Below are 18,264 nucleotides of genomic sequence, written 5' to 3' on the forward strand. Positions count from 1 at the left end.
AATTCTTGCATGGACGCCACGAACTGACATTCACCTCACTCTTCGACCGCATCCGAATGCTGCCAGGTGTGTTGCATCAGTGCTTATCAATACCGCGTCTCCGGCGACGTGCGTGGGGAACACCGAAAGTCAATGCCCCTCTCTCCCGAGAAGTGTAGTATGGCTGAACATCTCTGTTCCCTCTCGGAGTTGGATGAAGGCGACTCGTGGCTGTTCACTGTCCGCGAAGCCGATGGAAGCGAGGAAGAAGTCGTTCTCGTCCGAACTGATGACTGCGTGCGCGCGTGGTTGAACTACTGTCAACACGAAACCGACCAGCGTCTCGACAGGGGGTTCGGCGCGGCGATGCGCGACGGTGAAATCGTCTGTCCGAAACACGGGTCGATGTACGACGCCTGTTCTGGGTACTGCGACAACGGCAAAGCCGCCGAATCGACACTCGTCAGTGTCGATGTCGAGACACGTGACGGCGATGTGGTACTCACTGACGACGACCGCACGTTCCTTCACGAGGGAGCAATCGAAGCGGACGATCTGCCGGGGTCGTCGTCGCACCTCACGTTCTAACGTATTCGCGCGATTTCGCGGGACTGTCCGCCCGACCCGAATGGATTTTCCGGGCGGACTGAGACGGACGGACAGTGACTGGTGACGCGTCTTCCGGTATTCCATCCGCCGGTTCCGATTTCGGTGGCGTACCCGAGACCTTCGAGGCGGTGACGACGCACGACGACCTTCTCGCGTGGTCCGCCGCGTACTGCGAACGCGCCGTCGAGACATTCGATTTCGATGTGGACCTCTCTCGCGTCGAATGGGAGGTCTCGACGCGTGCGAAGCGGCGCGCCGCGGCCGTCAAGCGCCCGCAAATTAGCGGTGCAACGGTCGGGGAGCCGAAATCATGGGCCGACGGCATCCCGGCGTGTACAGTCTCGCTGACGTGGGCGGCGTTCGAAGCGTTCGACGAAACCGAGTGGACGGCGACGCTCAGGCACGAGTTGGTCCACGTCGAACAGTTCCAGCGGTTCGGGACGACGAATCACGGTCCTCGATTCAAGCGACGGGCCGAGTCGGTGGATGCGCCGATTCGTGTCCGTCGATTCGCTGATCCGGCGTACGTCCTCTCCTGCGGTGACTGCGGTGGGGTGGTCGCCCGCCGCTACCGTGACTGCAAACTCGTCCGACGGCACGACGAGTACCTCTCCTCCTGTTGCTCGGCGTCGCTGACGCTTGCTGAGAGGGGGTGAACAGCGGAGGCGGCGATCCGGATTGGTGCGGCGGCCCAGATGGACGGCAAGACGGGCGCATGCGCCCGATCCAGCCAGTTGATTGATGTGGGAGACGCCGGTGGCTGTACCCGAGGGTACTCTCGACAGATGATTCAGACTGGGCAGGCGGTACAGGTTGGCATTGTCGTCGTGTCGGTCGCCGGACTGTGGATCGGCGCGCGTCTGCTCGTCGATTCTGTTGTCCGGTTAGCGCGACGCGTCGGCCTATCGGAGTTGACCATCGGACTGACCGTCGTCGCCGCGGGCACCTCCACACCCGAACTCGTTGTCACGGCCGATGCAGCCCTCGTGGGGCTCGGTGATATCGCCGTCGGCAACGTCGTCGGCTCGAACATCTACAATTTGGCGTTCATCCTCGGCGTGGTCTCGCTGCTCCGGGTCGTCCCAATAGAGCGCTCGCTCGTCCACCGCGACGGAGTCGCATTACTCGTCAGTACGTTCCTCGGCGTGTACGCGATATCCGACTCCGTGGTGACCCGAGGCGAGGGAGCGGTCCTCGTCGGCCTGTTCGTCGCGTACATCGCCTTTCTGCTTCGAAGCGGAATCACGGACGAAATGTCGGCCGACGCGGACGCCCCGCCCGGCGTCACCACCACCGTCACCGAGCGAATACAGTTCCGCGGGCGTGACGTCGTCTTGTTGGTCGCCGGACTGGCTATCGTCCTCATCAGCGGCGACCTGATGGTGGGATCGGCCTCGGAACTGGCGCGTGGCGCGGGCGTCTCCGAGTGGGTTATCGGTGGGACAATCGTCGCCGCTGGCACCTCCACGCCGGAGTTCGCCGTCTCGCTCGTGGCGATGCGACGCGGCCGACTCGGCGTCAGTGTCGGCAACGTGGTCGGGAGCAACGTGTTCAATCTCCTCGTCATTATGGGTGTCGGCGCGGTGATTCGTCCGCTGTCGCTAAGCGGTTCTATCGGGCTGAGTCTGACGTGGTTGGTCGCCGTCTCCGTCGCCGTGGTCGCGGCTCTCTGGACGGGGCGTCGCCTCTCGCGTGCGGAAGGCGGACTGTTCGCGGGGTCGGAAGTTATCCGGTGGGTCGTCGGCCTCCTCGGTCTCGGGTAGGTTCTCAGTCGTTCTGCCGTGCCGAGGCAACGGGCGGGACGGGGACGCTGTCGAGGACTTCGTCCACTACGTCGAGTGGATCGACACCGCGGACGCGCGCGTCCGATGTCAGGACAAGTCGGTGGCGGAACACCGACGGTGCGGCGGCTTTCACGTCGTCCGGGACGGCGTAGTCGCGTCCTCGGATGACCGCGCGGGCGCGCGCAGCCTCGAACAGTCGCTGGATTCCACGCGGGGAGACGCCGACATCGACGCGGGCGTCTTCACGTGTCGCACGACCTAAATCGACGATGTAGTCGCGCAGTTTCTCGTCCACGCGGACGTGTTCGGGGACAGAGCGGAGTGCGGACACTTGTTCATCGGTGACGACGCGCGAGGCCGACGGGGAACGCCGCGTCCGGTCGGCCCGCCGGTCGATGAGTTCGCGCTCGCCTTCGCGTCCGGGGTACCCGAGTTCGGTCTTGACGATGAACCGATCCCGTTGCGCCTCGGGCAGGCGGAACGTTCCTTCCTGTTCGACTGGGTTCTGCGTGGCGATGACGAAAAACGGGTTCGGGAGGTCGTGGGTGACGCCGTCCACCGTGACCTGTCCCTCGCCCATCGCTTCGAGGAGCGCGGCCTGCGTCTTCGGCGGCGCGCGGTTAATCTCGTCTGCGAGGACGACGTTGGCGAAGATAGGGCCGGGTTGGAACTCGAACGCTCCCTGTCGCTCGTCGTAGACGTTCGACCCGGTGATGTCGGCTGGGAGGAGGTCGGGCGTGAACTGAATACGGGCGAACGAGAGACCGAGGGCGGCGGCGATGCTCCGTGCGGTCAGCGTCTTTCCGGTGCCGGGAACGTCCTCGAGGAGGACGTGACCTCGGGCGAGGACGCCAGTCAAGACGGTTTCGAGGAAGTCGCGCTCTGCGACGACTGCGGCGCTGACAGCCTCGACCACGTCGTCGCACGTCGCCGCGGCCTGTGGTACGTCCATAGGGCCGCTTCGGCGGACCACCTTTTGAACTTTCCCGTCGGAGAACCAACTTGTTGGCCGTCTACATGACATCGGTGACTTATTTTCACGTCCGCAAGCGAGTCGGGAAGCGTGGCGAGAGACACTGTCTGATTTTGAAGCTACGCAGACGGGCGGGATAGATTTATGAGTGCTTTCTCTCGATGAGTATCATGTCAAATCAGTGTTTGCTCTGTACGCCCCCAACGACCACTCGGCGTAGACTCATCGCCCGATGAAAATCACAGATATCGAAGCGTTCGCGGTCAACATTCCGCTCGTTCCGTTTGAAGACGGTGGCATCGCGCCGTACGTAACCAACCATAACTCGTTGACGGACATGGACCGAGTTCTCGTCCGCGTCGATACCGACGAGGGAATCTCCGGGTGGGGGGAGGTCCGCGTGTTCCTCACACCTGCGGCGACCGTCTCTATCATCGAAGACGGTATCCGACCGCTTGTCGTCGGTCAGTCGCCGTTCGAGTTGGAGGCGCTCCGGCGACAGGTGTTCGTTGAGTACGCCAACGCCGACATGTTCTTTGCGCCGGTCGAAGTCGCATGCTGGGATATCGTCGGACAATCGCTCGACAAACCGGTGTACGAACTGCTGGGCGGTTGGACAGCACCCAGCCAGACGAATACGAGACACCGCGAGCATCAGGGCGATTACAGTAACGAGGACGACTACGGTAACGACCACGAGATCGAAGTCGCGTACTGTCTTGGCATTCTCTCCCCCGAACAGTCCAGACAGCGTGCCGCTGAGGTCCTTAATGAGGGCTATTCCGTGTTGAAAACGAAAGCTGGCCGCGACTGGACGGAAGACGTTGCTCGCATCGAGGCCATGCACGACGAGGTTGACGGCGAACTGTCGTTCCGTCTCGACCCGAATCAGGGATGGACTATCGATCAAGCGATTCGCGTCGGTTCGAAACTGGCCGATGCCGGCATCTACCTTCAGTACATGGAACAGCCGATTCGGGTCGATGCACACGATTCTCTGGCCGGTCTGAAACGGCAAACTCGGCAGCCAATCGGACCGAACGAGGATACGTATATTCCGCACAATCTGCGGCGACTCGTCGCTGCTGGTGCCATTGACGTTGCCGTGTTGGATCTGACGCCCGCCGGCGGTATTACCGGTCTCCGACAGGAGGCCGCCATCGCAGCGGATGCGGGTATCCCGGCCGTCCATCACTGCGCATTCGACCTCGGGATCAGAACGGCGGCAATCTTGCACGCCGTCCACGGGATTCCGGGTTTTTCGCTCCCGCCCGATTCGGTCTACTACGGGTGGGAGGACGACGTGATTGCAGATCCGTTCGACGTCGCCGATGGAACGCTCCGTGTCCCGCAGGATTCCGGTCTGGGCATCGAAATCGACCGCGACCGAATCGAGGAGTACCGAATCGCATGACTCGCTCGCCTTCGACGCTGGACGCTGAAGTCTCGTTCGGCGCGCAGTCTGCACGTACTATCGCGGCAGTCGGCGGAACCGACGGGTCAGTCCTCGTCGTCCCGGTCGGGAGCATCGAACAGCACGGAGCGCACCTACCGGTTGCAACCGACACGCTGCTCGCAGAGCGTGTGGCAACGGCAAGTGCCAAGCGCATCGTCGCTGACGTTCCGATTCTGGTCGCACCGTCGGTGAGACCGGGCTATTCGCCGCATCATCTCCCGGTCGGTGGGACGCTCTCGGCTGGCTTCGAGACGCTTCTGGACTTGCTCCGAGATATGGCCGAGACCGGTCTCGACAACGGGTTCGACGCGCTGGTTTTCGTGAACGGCCATGGTGGTAATACGTCCCTTATCGACGCCGCCGTCTCCGAAATCGGACGCGAACATCCCGATCGAGAGATTCTCGGTCTCACGTACTTCGAACTCGTTGCAGACCTCGCGGCGACGGTGCGCGAGAGCGACCTCGGTGGTATGGCGCATGGCGGCGAGTTCGAAACGTCGATGATGTTGCATCTCTTTCCGGAACTGGTCGATACGGACGAGATGCCCGCTGAATACTGGGACGAACACTACGAACAGGGCGGCGCCGATCTCGTTGTCGGCGGTCCGCTGTCCGTCTATCGGTCGTTCGACGAGTACTCCGAAAGCGGTGCAATCGGCGATCCGAGCGTCGCAGACGAAAACACCGGACGACAACTCTTCGACGGCGCAGTGACTGCGCTCTCCGATCTACTGACAGACGTTCACGAAAAGAACAGCGAGTGAGATACGAGGCGGCCGACGCGAGCGACAGTTCCCGCAATCGTCTCTCGGTATTGCCATCTTCTCTTCAGCCTTCCAACTATTTTATTGTCTTTCGGTCTACACATTCTGTCGAGATGGTCCCCGAATCTCACCCCACCGCGACGGTGCCCCGTGGCGAACCGGCTCCCGACCTCTCCGGTGAAGCAGTGTACACGCACGACGGCTATCGACTCGGACAGGCCGTCGGCGTCACCGTAGATCTCGACCAGGGGAAGGCCACCGGATTACTTGTCGCGGATATCGACGAGAACAGATTTCCGAACCTTCCGACCGGTAATAAGGGCGTTAGCATCCCGTACCCTCGAATCGACGGTATCGGCGACGTAATCGTCGTTGACGTTCTCGGCTCGGAGTTGGGGGCGTCGCCATCTGACGAATTCGATTCCGAGGAACTATCCGAGGCGTTGTCGGAGGACGCCGCGGAGAAGCCACAGGCTCGCTGACGGTTTATATCAGTCAGCCTGTCGAAGCTTCACTGGCGTCTGCTGCGAACGTACGACACCTCGTCAGCCGCCGCCAACGCCGGCAAATCCTCGACGGCGGCGCGACCCTCCACGAGCGACTCGTGGCGGTTTTTCACGTCTACTGTGGGCGAGGATGGGAGGTTGCCCTCCGATCCGAGTTCGACCACGATGCGGACGTGTCCCTCATCGTACGCTACCCCGGCACTATCGGCGTACGCTGATCGGCTGTCGGCCTCAACCAGTCCAACGAGTCCGTTGCCGAGATGTTCACGTGCGGTGTCGGTCACCGTGGTTGGACTGCTCTCGGTCGGCGCTGTCGCTGTCTGTGTTTCGCTCCCACCAGTTTCCCCCATTTTCCCCGACGAACCGGTTTCGTTACCCGGGCGTCCCCCAAGACACCCCGCGAGGCCCACTGCACGGACCGAAACGACACCGGCGACGAATCGACGTCGGGTCGAATCGTCGAACACGGCTGCCTCTTCCAAATACGCATAAATATATCTTCTGGGGAGAATATCAATACTGATATACTGTCTGTCGCGTGAACTGGTTGCTGTGACTGCGACCGTTAGTGGATGCTAAATCAACCGCATGAGTCCGTACGTTTGCTCGTCGCTGATCGTCCGGTTGGTACTCAATCCACCGCTACCCGCAAACTAACCGACAGACTAACCGGCAGACTAACCAGCAAGTAACTAACACACTTTGTCACGTTGTTGCATTCGCTCCTCGGACTTTAGTCCCGTTCTCGGTCTGTCAGGAGCGAACATGGGTTGGTGGACGGCGGTCCCCACCCCGCCGGACCACTCTCGATGCACTTCTCGTGGGTTGAGTGCTGCTACTCGCTGACGCTACAACTCGGCGACTACGCTGTGCCCTCAGTACGTATCTCGAAGCGCGCTCCGCCGGTTTCGCTCTCCGTAATGTGTACTGTCCATTCGTGAGCGTGAGCGATTGTGCGAACGATACCGAGTCCGAGTCCGGTACCTTGGGGTTGCGTCGAGACTCCGGGTTCGAACACCTCGTCTCGGTCTGCTTCGGGGATGCCACGTCCATCGTCTTCGACGAAAAATCCGTTCGAGAGACGCCCGACGCGGACTGTTATCGTCTCGTCGGGTGAGTTGTGATCGATGCTGTTTCGAAACAGGTTCTCGAACAGTTGTTTCAGCCGCCCCTCGTGTGCCGCTATGGTTCCGAGGTTGTCCGCAACGACGAGGGTGGCGTTGGTGCCGTTCACCGCTGTTTCCCACGACTCTCGGGCGACGCTACCGAGAAGGACTGTCTCCCGTTCTTCGACGGGTTGTCCCTGCCGTGCGAGGCTCAGCATGTCTTCGATAATCTGGCGCATCCGCTGATGAGCGTCCTCGATACGTTCGAGTCGCTTTTCTATCGTGTCGTACTGGCCTGCCTCGTGATTCGCACGAAGGATTTGCAGTTGTCCGGACGCGAGATTAAGTGGGTTCCGCAAGTCGTGGCTGACGACGCTCGCAACCTGTTCGAGTTGCTCGTTTTGGTGTTCGAGTTCGCGTTCGTGGTGACGGAGCAGTTGCTCTCGTTCGACGCGTTCGAGCGCCGCACTCGCGTTCGAGGCCAGAATTCGAGCGAGCGAGACACGGGAGTCGTTCAGCGTTCCGGGTTCTCGTGATCCCGCCATCAGCACTCCGACATCACCGATGGGAAGAACGACCTCACTCTGTATCTCCGTATCGGGGTTCATTACCGCAGGGTCCGTGGAGACGTTCTCGAACACCTCACCTTCGCCGCTCTCGAACACTCGCCACGCGATGCCGTGCCCTCGTGGGATGACCTCGTCGTCAACAATCTCCTTTGCGGCATCGGACACCGCGTGGGTAAGCAGCGCATCGCGGTCTTCGTCGTAGAATGAGATGCTGTTCAGCGGATAGTTGAGGATGTTTTCCGCCGCATCACTCACGATTGTTGCGACTTCCTCGTACGTCGTCGCCGTCGTCAGTTCTCGGCTTGCGCTGTGGAGCGCGCTCAGTCGGGCTTGATACTGCTTGCGCTCGGTTACGTCCGTCGTCAGGGCAACGACTCCTCGCTGTTGCGACTCGTCACCAATGCCCACCTCACACGCTGATTCATGCTCGTCTCGGAGCGGTGAGAAGGTAACCTCGATGTACTCGATATCTCCTGGGATATCGACTTCGAGTTCGACTCGCTCGTTATCTGACTCGCCGTCGAGAATCCGGTCGATGGCTGTCTGTACTGCTTCGAGCCCATCCGCATCGATCATCCCCGTCTCGTGTAAGACGCTCACGTGTTCTCCGCGGATGTTCTCTTCTGGCTCTCTCATCCGAGTGCCAGCCACGGGACTTACGAACTCGAAGCACCCGTCTGTTCCGATGATGTATGCACCTTGTGTGGTGCTTCGGACGACGTTCTCGTAGCGGTGGAGTCGTCGCTCGCGCTCTCGCTGATCGGTCACGTCGCGCGAGTTGACGACGATGCCGTCGATACTCTCCACTGGGTCTGCACGGGCGATAGATTCTAGCCACACCCACGATCCATCGGCGTGGCGGCTACGAAACCGCGCCGTCTCGACTCTCGACGAGTCGGAGTTGTACATTTCCGTGAGGAGGTTTTGCATCTCTGCTCTGTCTTCCGGATGGATGAACGTCATCACGCTCTGTCCCTCGACGAGTTCGGGCGACACGCCCAGTATCCGCTCGCAGGATGGACTCTGATATTTGATGGTGCCGTCTCGGCCGATAATTGTCACGAGGTCGGACGACCGTTCGATAAGAGCCTGAAACCGCTCTTCGACGCGTTCCTCGTCGCTCATCTCGCGGACAGACCCGAGGACGGCGCGTTCGCCTTCGTACTGAATCCCTTGGACGCTGAACTTACACCGCTTTGCAGTTCCGTCTTTCGTTACGATTCGTGCCGTGTATCGTGACGGCGTTTCAGGGTCCTCGCGCCTCCGCTTTGCCGCGATGTCGCGGACGCGTTCTTTGTCGTCCGGGTGAATGAGTTTCCAGATTTCCGTCTCGTTTAGTTCCTCTTCGTCGTACCCCGTCAGTTCGCACGTCCGACGGTTGACGAACTGAAACTGCTCGCCCTGATAGATGTAGATGGCGTCGTGACTCCGCTCAACGGCAGTACGGTACAACTGCTCGCTCTCGCGGAGACGACGCTCAGTCCGATAGTGTTCGACAGCGTTGTTGATACGGTTTGCGAGGAGTTCGTACTGCTCGACTCGTGTTCGCTTTTGGATATAGTCGGTGACACCCGCGGAGATGGCTTCGCTTGCCACTTCCTCGCTCCCACGACTCGTAAAGAGAATAAATGGAAGTCGTTCGTCTACGTCTCTGACGCGTCTGAGAAGATCGATTCCGGTGGTTTCACCCATCTCGTAGTCGCTTACGACACACTCGATTTGCGCCGTCTCTCCGTCGGACACCGCGCCGTCAGCATCTCCCAGATGGGTAACTACAGAATCGGTGTCGGTCTCGACGCAGACCTCGAACCCGCCCTGTCGTTCGAGGTGTGTCGCCACGAGTTCGGCAAACGCCGGGTCGTCATCGACGTGCAGCACACGAACCGGCTCGGTCATTGGAACCGATTGACGACTGCCCTACTTATTAGTTCGTGCTATCGACTCACAGGTTTGCGCGAATCTCTTCACGCAGTCGGTCCCGAACCGACGCGACGCTCGGGTTGTCGTCGGTCAGGCTGAACTTCGTGTGTCGCTCGTCAACGTCGAGAGCTTCCGAGAAGATACCGCCGCGGCGGTCTACCTCCACGAACACGTCCAGCGATGACGCCGAGGGGACGAAGACGAGTTCGATTTCGTCTACATCGCCGCGGAACTCCCCACTGGAGGGACGGAACTCGAACTCCTGGACGAAGCGACGCCCGCCCACGTATCGACCGTACGGGTCGGCCTCGCATTCGGTGGTCCGGAGTGAGAAGCCGAGTTCTTCTGCGGCGTCGAAGACGGCCTGCATCCGCGGTGTGGGTTGCACGTCGAGATAGTCCACGTCCTCGGGATCGACGGCCATGTCGATCTCTAACTCCGTTTCCACCCACACTTCGGTGGATCCGAGAGTCAGCGGCGTTTCCCACGGGATCGTGATCTCGGCGTCGTACGTCGTCTCTTCGCCGGGTTCGATATCGAACGATTCACTGAGACGCATTCGCCCGACGGTCGTGTCCCTGTACCCCTCTTCGGTTCGGTACCGCGTCTCGACTTCGAGGTCGATTGCACTGATCGACTGTTCGGCGTCGCCGCCGCTGACCCGCACTTCGGCATCGACCGTCTCACCGGGCGAGACGGTGGTGGAGGGCAGAACGGTATCGACGCTGGCGTTACCGATTCCGACGCTTGCGAGGATTTTCTTCATACGTCGGTCTCCTCGTCTCGTTCTGGGGATGTATGCTTTCCCCCACGGGACGATTTTCAACCACCGGACGAGTGAGTGCTCTCTATCACCAACCTCAACACCAACACCAGTCTGTCCGCTGTTCTTGTGCTGACGTCGCGCCCTGTCTGCACATCAGAAAAATTGGAAAATTTTCAAAAATTTCAAAATTCGCCCGTTTCAGGTTTCCAAACCCCCCTCTAGCAATTCCGTCGAAAAAGAAAACAGCTACGTCGGATTCTCGAACGGCGACCGCGCCCCGTCTGGTTCGTAGCCCGGCAGGGTGATGAGGTTCCGACGGCCGAGTGAGATTTTCGTTACGCGTCCCTCGTCAGCCATCGATGAGAGGACACGGCTGACCGTCGCCTTCGACCATCCCGTCTCCGAGACGATGGTACTCTGTTCCAGTCGGCCGCCCGCTTCTTCGAGGATGGCGATGATTTCATCCTCTCGGGTGAGGGGTTCGTCGTATTCGGTGTCGTCAGCACCGCCTTTGGCTCCCGCTGTCGTTGGAGCGTCGTAGCCCGCTGGTTCTGGACCCGGCTCGCTCGCTGTTTCCGAGGTGTTTGTCCCCGTCGTGTCAGACACCGCGGTTGCTTGGTCAACGGTAGCAGCACCGCCCGAGTCGTCGCCGTCGTCGGTCGTCGCGGGCGCGCCACCGCCCCGACTCCGCCACCAGAGGTAGCCCCCACCGACGGCGAGGACGGTGGTCCCGAGGAGGGCAAATGCGGCACTCGTCGAGATGGGCGTATCCGGTTGGGTATCCTCTCCGGGATTGGTCCCCTGTTCTATCTCCACCTTGTCGCTCGTTCCGTCGCCGTCGGTGTCTGGTTTGTTCGGGTCCGTTCCGTGAACGTTCACCTCGGCACCGTCTTTGAGGCCGTCACTATCGGTGTCGGCTTTGTTCGGATTCGTGTTCGTCTCTTCTACTTCAATCGCGTCCGCGAGATTGTCGTTGTCCGTATCGGGCTTACTCGCATTCGTCTCGTGAGTGTTTATCTCGGCACCGTCTGAGAGGCTGTCGCCGTCGGTGTCTGCCTTGTTGGGGTTTGTATTGTACGTTCGAATCTCGGCAGCGTCCGAGAGACCGTCGTCGTCTGTGTCGCCATTCGTTGGCGATGTCGAGTACTTGTTCACCTCGACGCCGTCTTTGAGGTTGTCGCTGTCGGTGTGGGGGTCTGTCGGGTTCGTGTTGTACGTCGAGACTTCGAGCGAGTCTCCGAGATTGTCATTATCTGAGTCACTCTTGGTCGGATCGGTGCCGTGTGTGTTGACCTCTTCCCCGTCGTTGAGACCATCGTCGTCGGTGTCAGCGGTCCGGAATCCGGTTTTACCGTTCACTTCCTCTTTGTTCGAGAGGCCGTCATCGTCGATGTCACCGTCCTTCGTCATCACGAACACGACCCTTTCCGAGACGCGTGTCTCTCCGTCCGTTCCGTTTACGTAGACGTTCTGCGGCCCTGTCACCTCCGTGGGCCACTTCGAAACGGTGAGCGTCACTGAGGTCGTTCCGTTCCCGGCCGAACACGCGACGGTCGCGTTTCCGCTCTCCGGTCCAATACAGACGGACGCTGACGATGAAATCGGTTTTTCTGTCTCAACCCGTACGTCGGTGGATGATGACTGCCAGACGTATGTGATTCCGTCGATGGTGGCCACGGTTTCCGAGGTGACCGTCGTTCCGGGCGCCGCCGCCACTGGCGCACCGATCACGCCGAGGAGGACGAGTACGGCCGCGCCGAACGAGAGTACGGACCGAAGTACGGTTGAAGACATATCGATTCCTGTTGTATGTATCACTATACGTTTCACTCAAAAACTTACTGACTTATGTCGGAATGGAGGTATAATGTGGTTCTAAAACAGCTATATCTTTAAGAAATTCAATTTATCCGACTGGTACTTGGACGCCCAGTTCTCCCCTCTCTTCCTTTTCACCGGGTGCTATCGAAGGGATTCATTTGGCGGACTGTGGCGTGATGAAACGGTCCGGTTTTGAAGCCGTTAACGGCGGTTTCCCCCGTGAAACAGTCGTGAAACAATGGAAGTAATCGGAACGAGTGTGACCGTCTTTACCCGTCCAGTTACTTGGTATCGGTGATGGCATCGTACGGACCACCGAACGTGTGACAGCTACTTCCCCACTATCGCTGTCCACGTCTGAGGTCCGAGCCATCGTCAGGTGACGGACAGCGGTTTCGGACGATCGACGCCGGGCACGGAGGCCTCCCCTCTTCCCCGGCCGCAACCCCCGCCCCGCCGTTATCCCCATGGCGGCGCTCCTATCCCACTTTGCGGGGGTCTTCTCGTCGCATCCCCAGCGACATCCCTTCGTCCGACTCCCACATCGGCACGCCACGCGGCGTCGCATCCCATAAACGTTCGCGTGGCCGTTCCCGGTGCCCGGTCTCGCGTCCGAACCGCCTTTCGCTCGTACTCACGATCCGTAGCCGTTTCTCCGGCTAGCACCGTGTACTACGGCACGCTTTCAAACACGACAACTGTCTTTAACATCGACTAAATCCGTTGTTTCGTATTTTACGTTACTTCGTAGTTACTTATCCAGCCGCGCCATCTCTTCGTCTGTGAGTTCGAGGCGCGTCGCCCCGATGTTCTGCTTTAGGTGTTCGACGCTCGATGTCCCCGGAATTGGGAGCGTGACCGGTGAGTGCTGTAGTAACCACGCGAGCATGACCTGATACTCGGTGGCATCGTGGTTCTCAGCAACTGATTCGAGTACATCCACTTTCTCGTCTAACTCTCCTGCAGCAAGTGGGAACCACGGGATGAACCCGATGTCGTACTCCTCACACGCCGCTAGCACGTCGTCGTCCTCGCGGTGACCGAGGTTGAATTTGTTTTGGACCGTCGCCACGTCTACGATGTCCCGCGCCGTTTCTAACTGTTCGACGCTCACGTTGCTGAGTCCGATGTGTTCGATAACTCCCTCGTCTTTCAGTTCTGCGAGTGCTGTGACCGACGCCTCGAAGTCAACGTCGGGGTCCCGTCGGTGAAGTTGGTAGAGGTCGATGCTCTCTACACCCAGTCGGTCGAGGCTACACAGGTGGGCGTTCCGTAGATAGTCCGGGTCACCGTGCGGAAGCCAGTCGCCGTCACGGTTGCGTAGGAGGCCGCCTTTCGTGGCGACGACTAACTCTTCAGGGTAGGGAGCCAGTGCCTCTCGGATGAGCCGTTCGCTCACACCCGGTCCGTAGGAGTCTGCCGTGTCGATGAGGTTGACACCGAGGTTCACCGCCGTCTGAAGGACGCGCTTTGCGTTTTCCTCGTCGTCCGGTTTGCCGATGATATTTTCACCCGTGATTCGCATCGCCCCGAAGCCGAGTCGGTGGACTGTCAGATCGCCGCCAATATCGAACGTGTCGCTCTCGTTTTGGTGCATCGGTCTGTGTGATGTGCGGCAGGACCCTAAACAGTCCGGCGGTTGTCCATGACATCTATACACACGAATACGGCCGCGAGACGTCCCGACAGCGTCAGACAAGCGACGGACACGACACAAGACTTTTAATCAATCTCGCGTACATTCGGGTACGGTAACAGAGCGACGGTCCACGGGCGCGCCGGGTAGGGGTACTTGACGCGAACGTTGACTGTCGTTCCTTCCTCAATTTCATGAACTAACTGTCCAGCAACAGCACTGTCAACAGAAAAAACACGTGTTCTGTGGCGTCTATTCGTCGTACTCGGACAAGCGGTATTCGACCTGTTCGTTCATCTCTTCGAGGACGCGTTCGACTTCACGCCCTTCGATGAGTTCCGAGAGGCCTTCCGAGATAATGGTTCGAACCGTACTGAACGGGCCAATTCGGGCACCGCACGTCGCGGGCGTGTCCTGGCTCTCGTTCAGTTGCTCGAACGCGACGGCGAATTCGGGGTGTTCCTCGAACCAGCCGTCGCGGCGAAGCATCCGTTCGGCGTCGCCGTGAACTGGGAAGTATCCGGTCTGTTGGTGCCACCGACGCTGTTGTTCCGGTTCGGTCAACCACGCGAGGAAACGACCGGCGGCCTCCTGTTCGCGGGCCGGCACGTCGTCGGCCACCCACAGCGATGCCCCGCCGACGACCACACCTTCCTGCGTCCCCGGTGCCGGGAACTTGCCGACGGACGCGTTAAAGCCGCGTTCGTCGGCCCCTTCGACGACTGAGAGCGTGTTCGAACTCGAATCGACGAGCATCGCAGCGTCGCCGTCGAGGAACGCCTCACGCGCTCTGCCGCGAGCCTCGATACCGGGATCGAACAGCAGCCCCGTTCGGGCGAGGTCCGACCACCAACGGAATATCGTCTCGCCGGTGTCGCTCGACAGATTCGCCGTCGTCGCCGTTCCGTCTCGTCCGTTCGATGCATCTACGAGCGTCTCTCCGGCCGTAGCGAACCACTGTTCGATGAACCAACTGTAGTTCGCCCACGTCGCTCCGTACTCTGCGGCACCGCTCTCGACCACTTTCTCGGCGGCTTGCGTCAGGTCGTCGAACGTCTCCGGTGGATTCGACGGGTCGAGACCAGCGCGTTCGAACGCGTCGGCGTTGTAGTACAACACCGGATTCGAACTGTTGAACGGCAGCGACCACAGCGTTCCGTCGTCGCGGTAGTAGTTTGCGATGGACGGGACGAGGTCGCTCGTGGATGTTTCGGCTGGGAGGACCGATTCTACGGGGGTGAACACACCGCTGTCGAGTGCGCGCTTCGTCCCGATTTCGAACAACTGCGCGACGGTCGGTGGCGATCCGGACCGGGCCGCAGCCATTGTCGCGTCGAACGTCCCGCGGTAGTTACCCTTGGGCGACATATGGACGTGGATGTCGTCGTGTTCGTCGTTGAACTCCTCGGCAAACGACTCCATCAGAATCGCCTTCGACCCCGACATCGCGTGCCAAAACTGAACGATAGTCTTCCCGGCGACTGTTTCGGCTTTCCCGAGGTCGTACTCGTCTAACGTCTCTTGGAGTACGTCAGCCTGCTCTGCGAGCGCGTTGACGTTCGTCATCGCCTCCGAGAGCGACGTTGTCTGTCGTCGGGCCGACTTCACCACGGTGGTCGCCTGTGCGGCCGTCTCCTCGCTTATCGCACCCACTTCGTCGGCTTGTCCGACGACTTCCTGCGCCGTCGTGGCCTGTGAGTCGGTCGCATCGCTTATCTCTTGGACGCTGGCGTTCGTCTCCTGTACGTCCTCGACCATCTCATCGAGCGATCCGAGCGCTTCTTCGATGGTTTCGCTCTCGGTGGCGACCCGTTCTCGCGCCTCGGTGATTCCCTCGACGGTTTCCTCTGATTGTGCCCGAATTTCCTCGATAGCCGCCTCGATGTCTTCGGTTGCCTCCTGCGTCTCGGTTGCGAGTGACTTTACCTCGTCGGCGACGACGGCGAACCCCGCTCCCGCCTCGTTCGCCCGTGCGGCCTCGATGGACGCGTTGAGCGCGAGGATGTTCGTCTGTTCGGCAATTTCAGAAATCTGCGTGACGACGCCGGTGATGTCGTCGATGAGTTCGTTCAGCGAGTCCACTTGCGAGACGGTCCGCTGGGTCTGTTCGTCGATAGCGTCGAGTCCGTCGATGGCTTCTTCAGCGGCGTCTCTGGCTTGCTGTCCGCGCGTCGCGGCGTCCGACGTCGAAGAGGCAATTTCGTCCGCGGACGAGGCCACTTCTTCGACGGTCGCAGAGAGGTTCCGCATCTCGTTTGCAACTTCGTCGATGCTCTCGCTCTGCTGTGTCGCCCCTTCGGCGATATCGTCTACCGAATCGGAGACGTTTCGGCTCGCGCTTCGACTGTCCTCGACCGAATCAACGACGCTTTCGGTGGAGGCGGAAACCTGCTTCGCAAACACGTCCACGTCAGCCATCGTTCCGTGCAACTCCGCAAATAGATCGTTGAGGGACTCCGCCAACTGAGCCATCTCGGGGTCGTCCGGCACATCCACTCGAACGCTCAGGTCACCGTCGGTGAACTGGTTTACTGCCGCGGTGAACTCCTCGGCGAGAGCGGCCTTCGGAGACGAGTCGTCGGTGGTCGCATCTGTCGTCGCGTCAGGGGAGACGACGCTTCCACCGTCCGTGCCGACCCGTTCTGTTTCCTGTGCCGACGACTCGCCGGTATCTCGCTTGAAAACCCTCGCTGCGAGTCGTTCTCGTAGCGATGGTTCCGGCGCGCTCGTGCCGTGGTTGTCTCTCATTACGGTGACTTCTCTTGACTTTCAACTTAACCGTTGAGTGCGAAAAATCAAATGTGATAACGCCAGACAGCTTAGACTTCAGGCGATTCCATCACCTGTGGGACTCCCTGTGCCACGACTGTCTCACCGACGATGTACGACGAGGCGGGCGAGGCAAGGAACTGTGCGAGGTCGGCAATCTCCTCGGCTGTTCCGATGCGGCGCTTTACCTCCTCACGGTCGATATTGTCGGCGGAGACGCCCATCTGTGATTCGACACCCGGCGTGGCGACGAATCCGGGTGCGATGCAGTTTACGCGGACGTTCTCGTCGGCCCACTCGTAGGCGAGCGTCGTCGTCAAATTGACCACGCCTGCCTTCGCCGCGCCGTAGTGACTCATAAACGGCGCACCCTCGGTTCCGGCGACGCTAGCGAGGTTGATGACTGTCCCACCGCCGTCTTTCAGATACTCCCCGGCGACTTGGGTACAGTGGTACGTGCCGGTGAGATTGATGTCAACGACGGTTTCCCACCCGTTCGCGGAGATGTCGTCGAACGACGACATGAACGACGCTCCCGCGTTGTTCACCAGACAGTCGAGGTCGCCGAACTCCTCGACGGTGGCCTCGACCAATGCCTCCACGGCCTCGCGGTCGGTCACGTCGCATTCGACGGCCAGCGCACGCCCGCCGTCGCCTTCGTTTATCCCGTCTGCAACAGGATTTACGTTCCCTTGTTCGCGGGAGCAGACCACCACGTTCGCACCCTCCGCCGCGAAGCGTTCTGCGATGGTCTTTCCGATACCACTCGATGCACCCGTCACGATGGCTGTCTGTCCATCAACACCGAATCGGTCCGCCGTCATTGCTCTGCCTCCGTGATCCGTCTCTCGTCACTCATTCCGTCTTCTTCCTCTCGTGCATCGTTAATCAAACCTCGCCTCAGGTTATCAACGTAAAACACTGACAACGTCGGAGTAACGCTTAAGAAATTTTGCGCACAACTGTGTGCATGGGCGAGACAGAGTACCGAAACGTCAGACTCACAGAAGACGCCTACCAGCGTCTGAAGATGCGTAAACAGGAGGGTGAGTCGTTCTCCGACACGGTCGCCCGAATTGCGGGCGAGCGGTCGCTGCTCGACTTAGCAGGAATCCTGTCCGACGACGAGGCCGACGCGATGCGCGATGCGATCCGAGAACGCGAGGAACAGTCACGTGACCGACTGGACCGCCTGTCCGACGAGATGGACTCGTGATCGTCGATACGAACGTTCTGATTCGGTTGATGCAGGGAGACGAGGATGCGACGCGGAAAATCCGCGAGTTGGAGGACGAACACGTTCCGCTCGCACTCTCGTCGATGACGCTGTTTGAACTGTATCACAGCGTCGAACGGGTGGACAGTCCCGACGAACGGCGTCGAAAGATTGCGTCCGTTATCGACTCGAAGCCGACGTACCCGGCTGACGGTGCAGTGATGAAGAAGGCGGGCCGCCTCGACGGTCGGTTGACGGACGACGGCCGCCAAGTCGGCATCGGAGATACGGTTATCGCGGCGACCGCGCTCGTTCACGAGGAACCCGTCCTCACCGAGAACGTCGCACACTTCGAGCGTATCGACGGACTCGAAGTCGAATCGTATTAGC

General features: G+C 60.2%; 17 protein-coding genes. 8 read left to right on the forward strand and 9 right to left on the reverse strand.

What is annotated here, in order from left to right; translation table 11 throughout:
- The first annotated feature begins 159 nt into the window (after positions 1-159).
- From HBOR_RS18675 to HBOR_RS18685, 3 genes are all read left to right on the forward strand, one after another.
- Entirely contained in the window at positions 160-567 is a 408-nt protein-coding gene (locus HBOR_RS18675; protein ID WP_006055818.1) for a Rieske (2Fe-2S) protein, read from the forward strand.
- A gap of 74 nt (positions 568-641) precedes the next feature.
- Positions 642-1,244, forward strand: coding sequence for a SprT-like domain-containing protein (locus tag HBOR_RS18680; protein WP_006055819.1), 603 nt, complete (start codon positions 642-644; stop codon positions 1,242-1,244).
- A 129-nt stretch (positions 1,245-1,373) separates the two neighbouring features.
- Complete coding sequence (locus HBOR_RS18685; RefSeq protein ID WP_006055820.1) at positions 1,374-2,351, forward strand: calcium/sodium antiporter; 978 nt, start codon at positions 1,374-1,376, stop codon at positions 2,349-2,351.
- 4 nt (positions 2,352-2,355) lie between these two features.
- On the opposite strand, the gene HBOR_RS18690 is transcribed toward HBOR_RS18685, so the two are convergent.
- A complete protein-coding gene (locus tag HBOR_RS18690; RefSeq protein ID WP_006055821.1) occupies positions 2,356-3,324 on the reverse strand; it encodes an AAA family ATPase in 969 nt (322 codons plus the stop codon).
- A 253-nt stretch (positions 3,325-3,577) separates the two neighbouring features.
- Here HBOR_RS18690 and HBOR_RS18695 point away from each other — a divergent pair, with 253 nt between their 5' ends.
- The 3 genes from HBOR_RS18695 (at position 3,578) to HBOR_RS18705 (ending at position 6,047) form a co-directional block, all read left to right on the forward strand.
- A complete protein-coding gene (locus tag HBOR_RS18695) occupies positions 3,578-4,759 on the forward strand; it encodes a mandelate racemase/muconate lactonizing enzyme family protein (RefSeq protein ID WP_006055822.1) in 1,182 nt (393 codons plus the stop codon).
- The gene (locus tag HBOR_RS18700; protein ID WP_006055823.1) at positions 4,756-5,565 is read left to right on the forward strand and encodes a creatininase family protein; all 810 of its coding nucleotides are present in this window, start codon (positions 4,756-4,758) and stop codon (positions 5,563-5,565) included. The genes HBOR_RS18695 and HBOR_RS18700 overlap by 4 nt, the downstream gene beginning before the upstream one ends.
- Positions 5,566-5,678: 113 nt before the next feature.
- The gene (locus HBOR_RS18705) at positions 5,679-6,047 is read left to right on the forward strand and encodes a PRC-barrel domain-containing protein (protein ID WP_006055824.1); all 369 of its coding nucleotides are present in this window, start codon (positions 5,679-5,681) and stop codon (positions 6,045-6,047) included.
- Between the two features lie 29 nt (positions 6,048-6,076).
- Here HBOR_RS18705 and HBOR_RS18710 read toward each other — a convergent pair whose 3' ends face one another.
- From HBOR_RS18710 to HBOR_RS18740, 8 genes are all read right to left on the reverse strand, one after another.
- On the reverse strand, positions 6,077-6,538 hold the full coding sequence (locus HBOR_RS18710; RefSeq protein WP_241432380.1) for a hypothetical protein: 462 nt from the start codon (positions 6,536-6,538) through the stop codon (positions 6,077-6,079).
- Between the two features lie 395 nt (positions 6,539-6,933).
- Positions 6,934-9,642 carry a PAS domain S-box protein gene (locus HBOR_RS18715; RefSeq protein ID WP_006055826.1) on the reverse strand — a complete coding sequence of 903 codons (2,709 nt, stop codon included), beginning with the start codon at positions 9,640-9,642 and terminating at the stop codon, positions 6,934-6,936.
- A gap of 46 nt (positions 9,643-9,688) precedes the next feature.
- Positions 9,689-10,432: a sporulation protein gene (locus HBOR_RS18720; RefSeq protein ID WP_006055827.1), complete on the reverse strand. Its 744-nt coding sequence runs from the start codon at positions 10,430-10,432 to the stop codon at positions 9,689-9,691.
- Positions 10,433-10,678: 246 nt separating this feature from the next.
- Positions 10,679-12,226, reverse strand: a complete 1,548-nt coding sequence (locus HBOR_RS18725; protein ID WP_006055828.1) for a helix-turn-helix transcriptional regulator — start codon at positions 12,224-12,226, stop codon at positions 10,679-10,681.
- Between the two features lie 506 nt (positions 12,227-12,732).
- A complete protein-coding gene (locus HBOR_RS20145) occupies positions 12,733-12,891 on the reverse strand; it encodes a hypothetical protein (RefSeq protein ID WP_161609406.1) in 159 nt (52 codons plus the stop codon).
- A gap of 113 nt (positions 12,892-13,004) precedes the next feature.
- Positions 13,005-13,850 carry an aldo/keto reductase gene (locus tag HBOR_RS18730; RefSeq protein WP_006055829.1) on the reverse strand — a complete coding sequence of 282 codons (846 nt, stop codon included), beginning with the start codon at positions 13,848-13,850 and terminating at the stop codon, positions 13,005-13,007.
- A gap of 291 nt (positions 13,851-14,141) precedes the next feature.
- Positions 14,142-16,637 carry an extracellular solute-binding protein gene (locus HBOR_RS18735; RefSeq protein ID WP_006055830.1) on the reverse strand — a complete coding sequence of 832 codons (2,496 nt, stop codon included), beginning with the start codon at positions 16,635-16,637 and terminating at the stop codon, positions 14,142-14,144.
- A gap of 71 nt (positions 16,638-16,708) precedes the next feature.
- Positions 16,709-17,482, reverse strand: a complete 774-nt coding sequence (locus HBOR_RS18740; RefSeq protein WP_006055831.1) for an SDR family NAD(P)-dependent oxidoreductase — start codon at positions 17,480-17,482, stop codon at positions 16,709-16,711.
- A 146-nt stretch (positions 17,483-17,628) separates the two neighbouring features.
- Between HBOR_RS18740 and HBOR_RS18745 the strand changes: the two genes are divergently transcribed.
- Together HBOR_RS18745 and HBOR_RS18750 are read left to right on the forward strand one after the other, a co-directional pair.
- Entirely contained in the window at positions 17,629-17,874 is a 246-nt protein-coding gene (locus HBOR_RS18745) for an antitoxin VapB family protein (protein WP_006055832.1), read from the forward strand.
- Positions 17,871-18,263, forward strand: coding sequence for a type II toxin-antitoxin system VapC family toxin (locus tag HBOR_RS18750; RefSeq protein WP_006055833.1), 393 nt, complete (start codon positions 17,871-17,873; stop codon positions 18,261-18,263). The genes HBOR_RS18745 and HBOR_RS18750 overlap by 4 nt, the downstream gene beginning before the upstream one ends.
- Position 18,264: the final 1 nt, after the last annotated feature.

The organism is Halogeometricum borinquense DSM 11551 (assembly GCF_000172995.2).
Taxonomy (GTDB): Archaea; Halobacteriota; Halobacteria; order Halobacteriales; family Haloferacaceae; genus Halogeometricum; species Halogeometricum borinquense.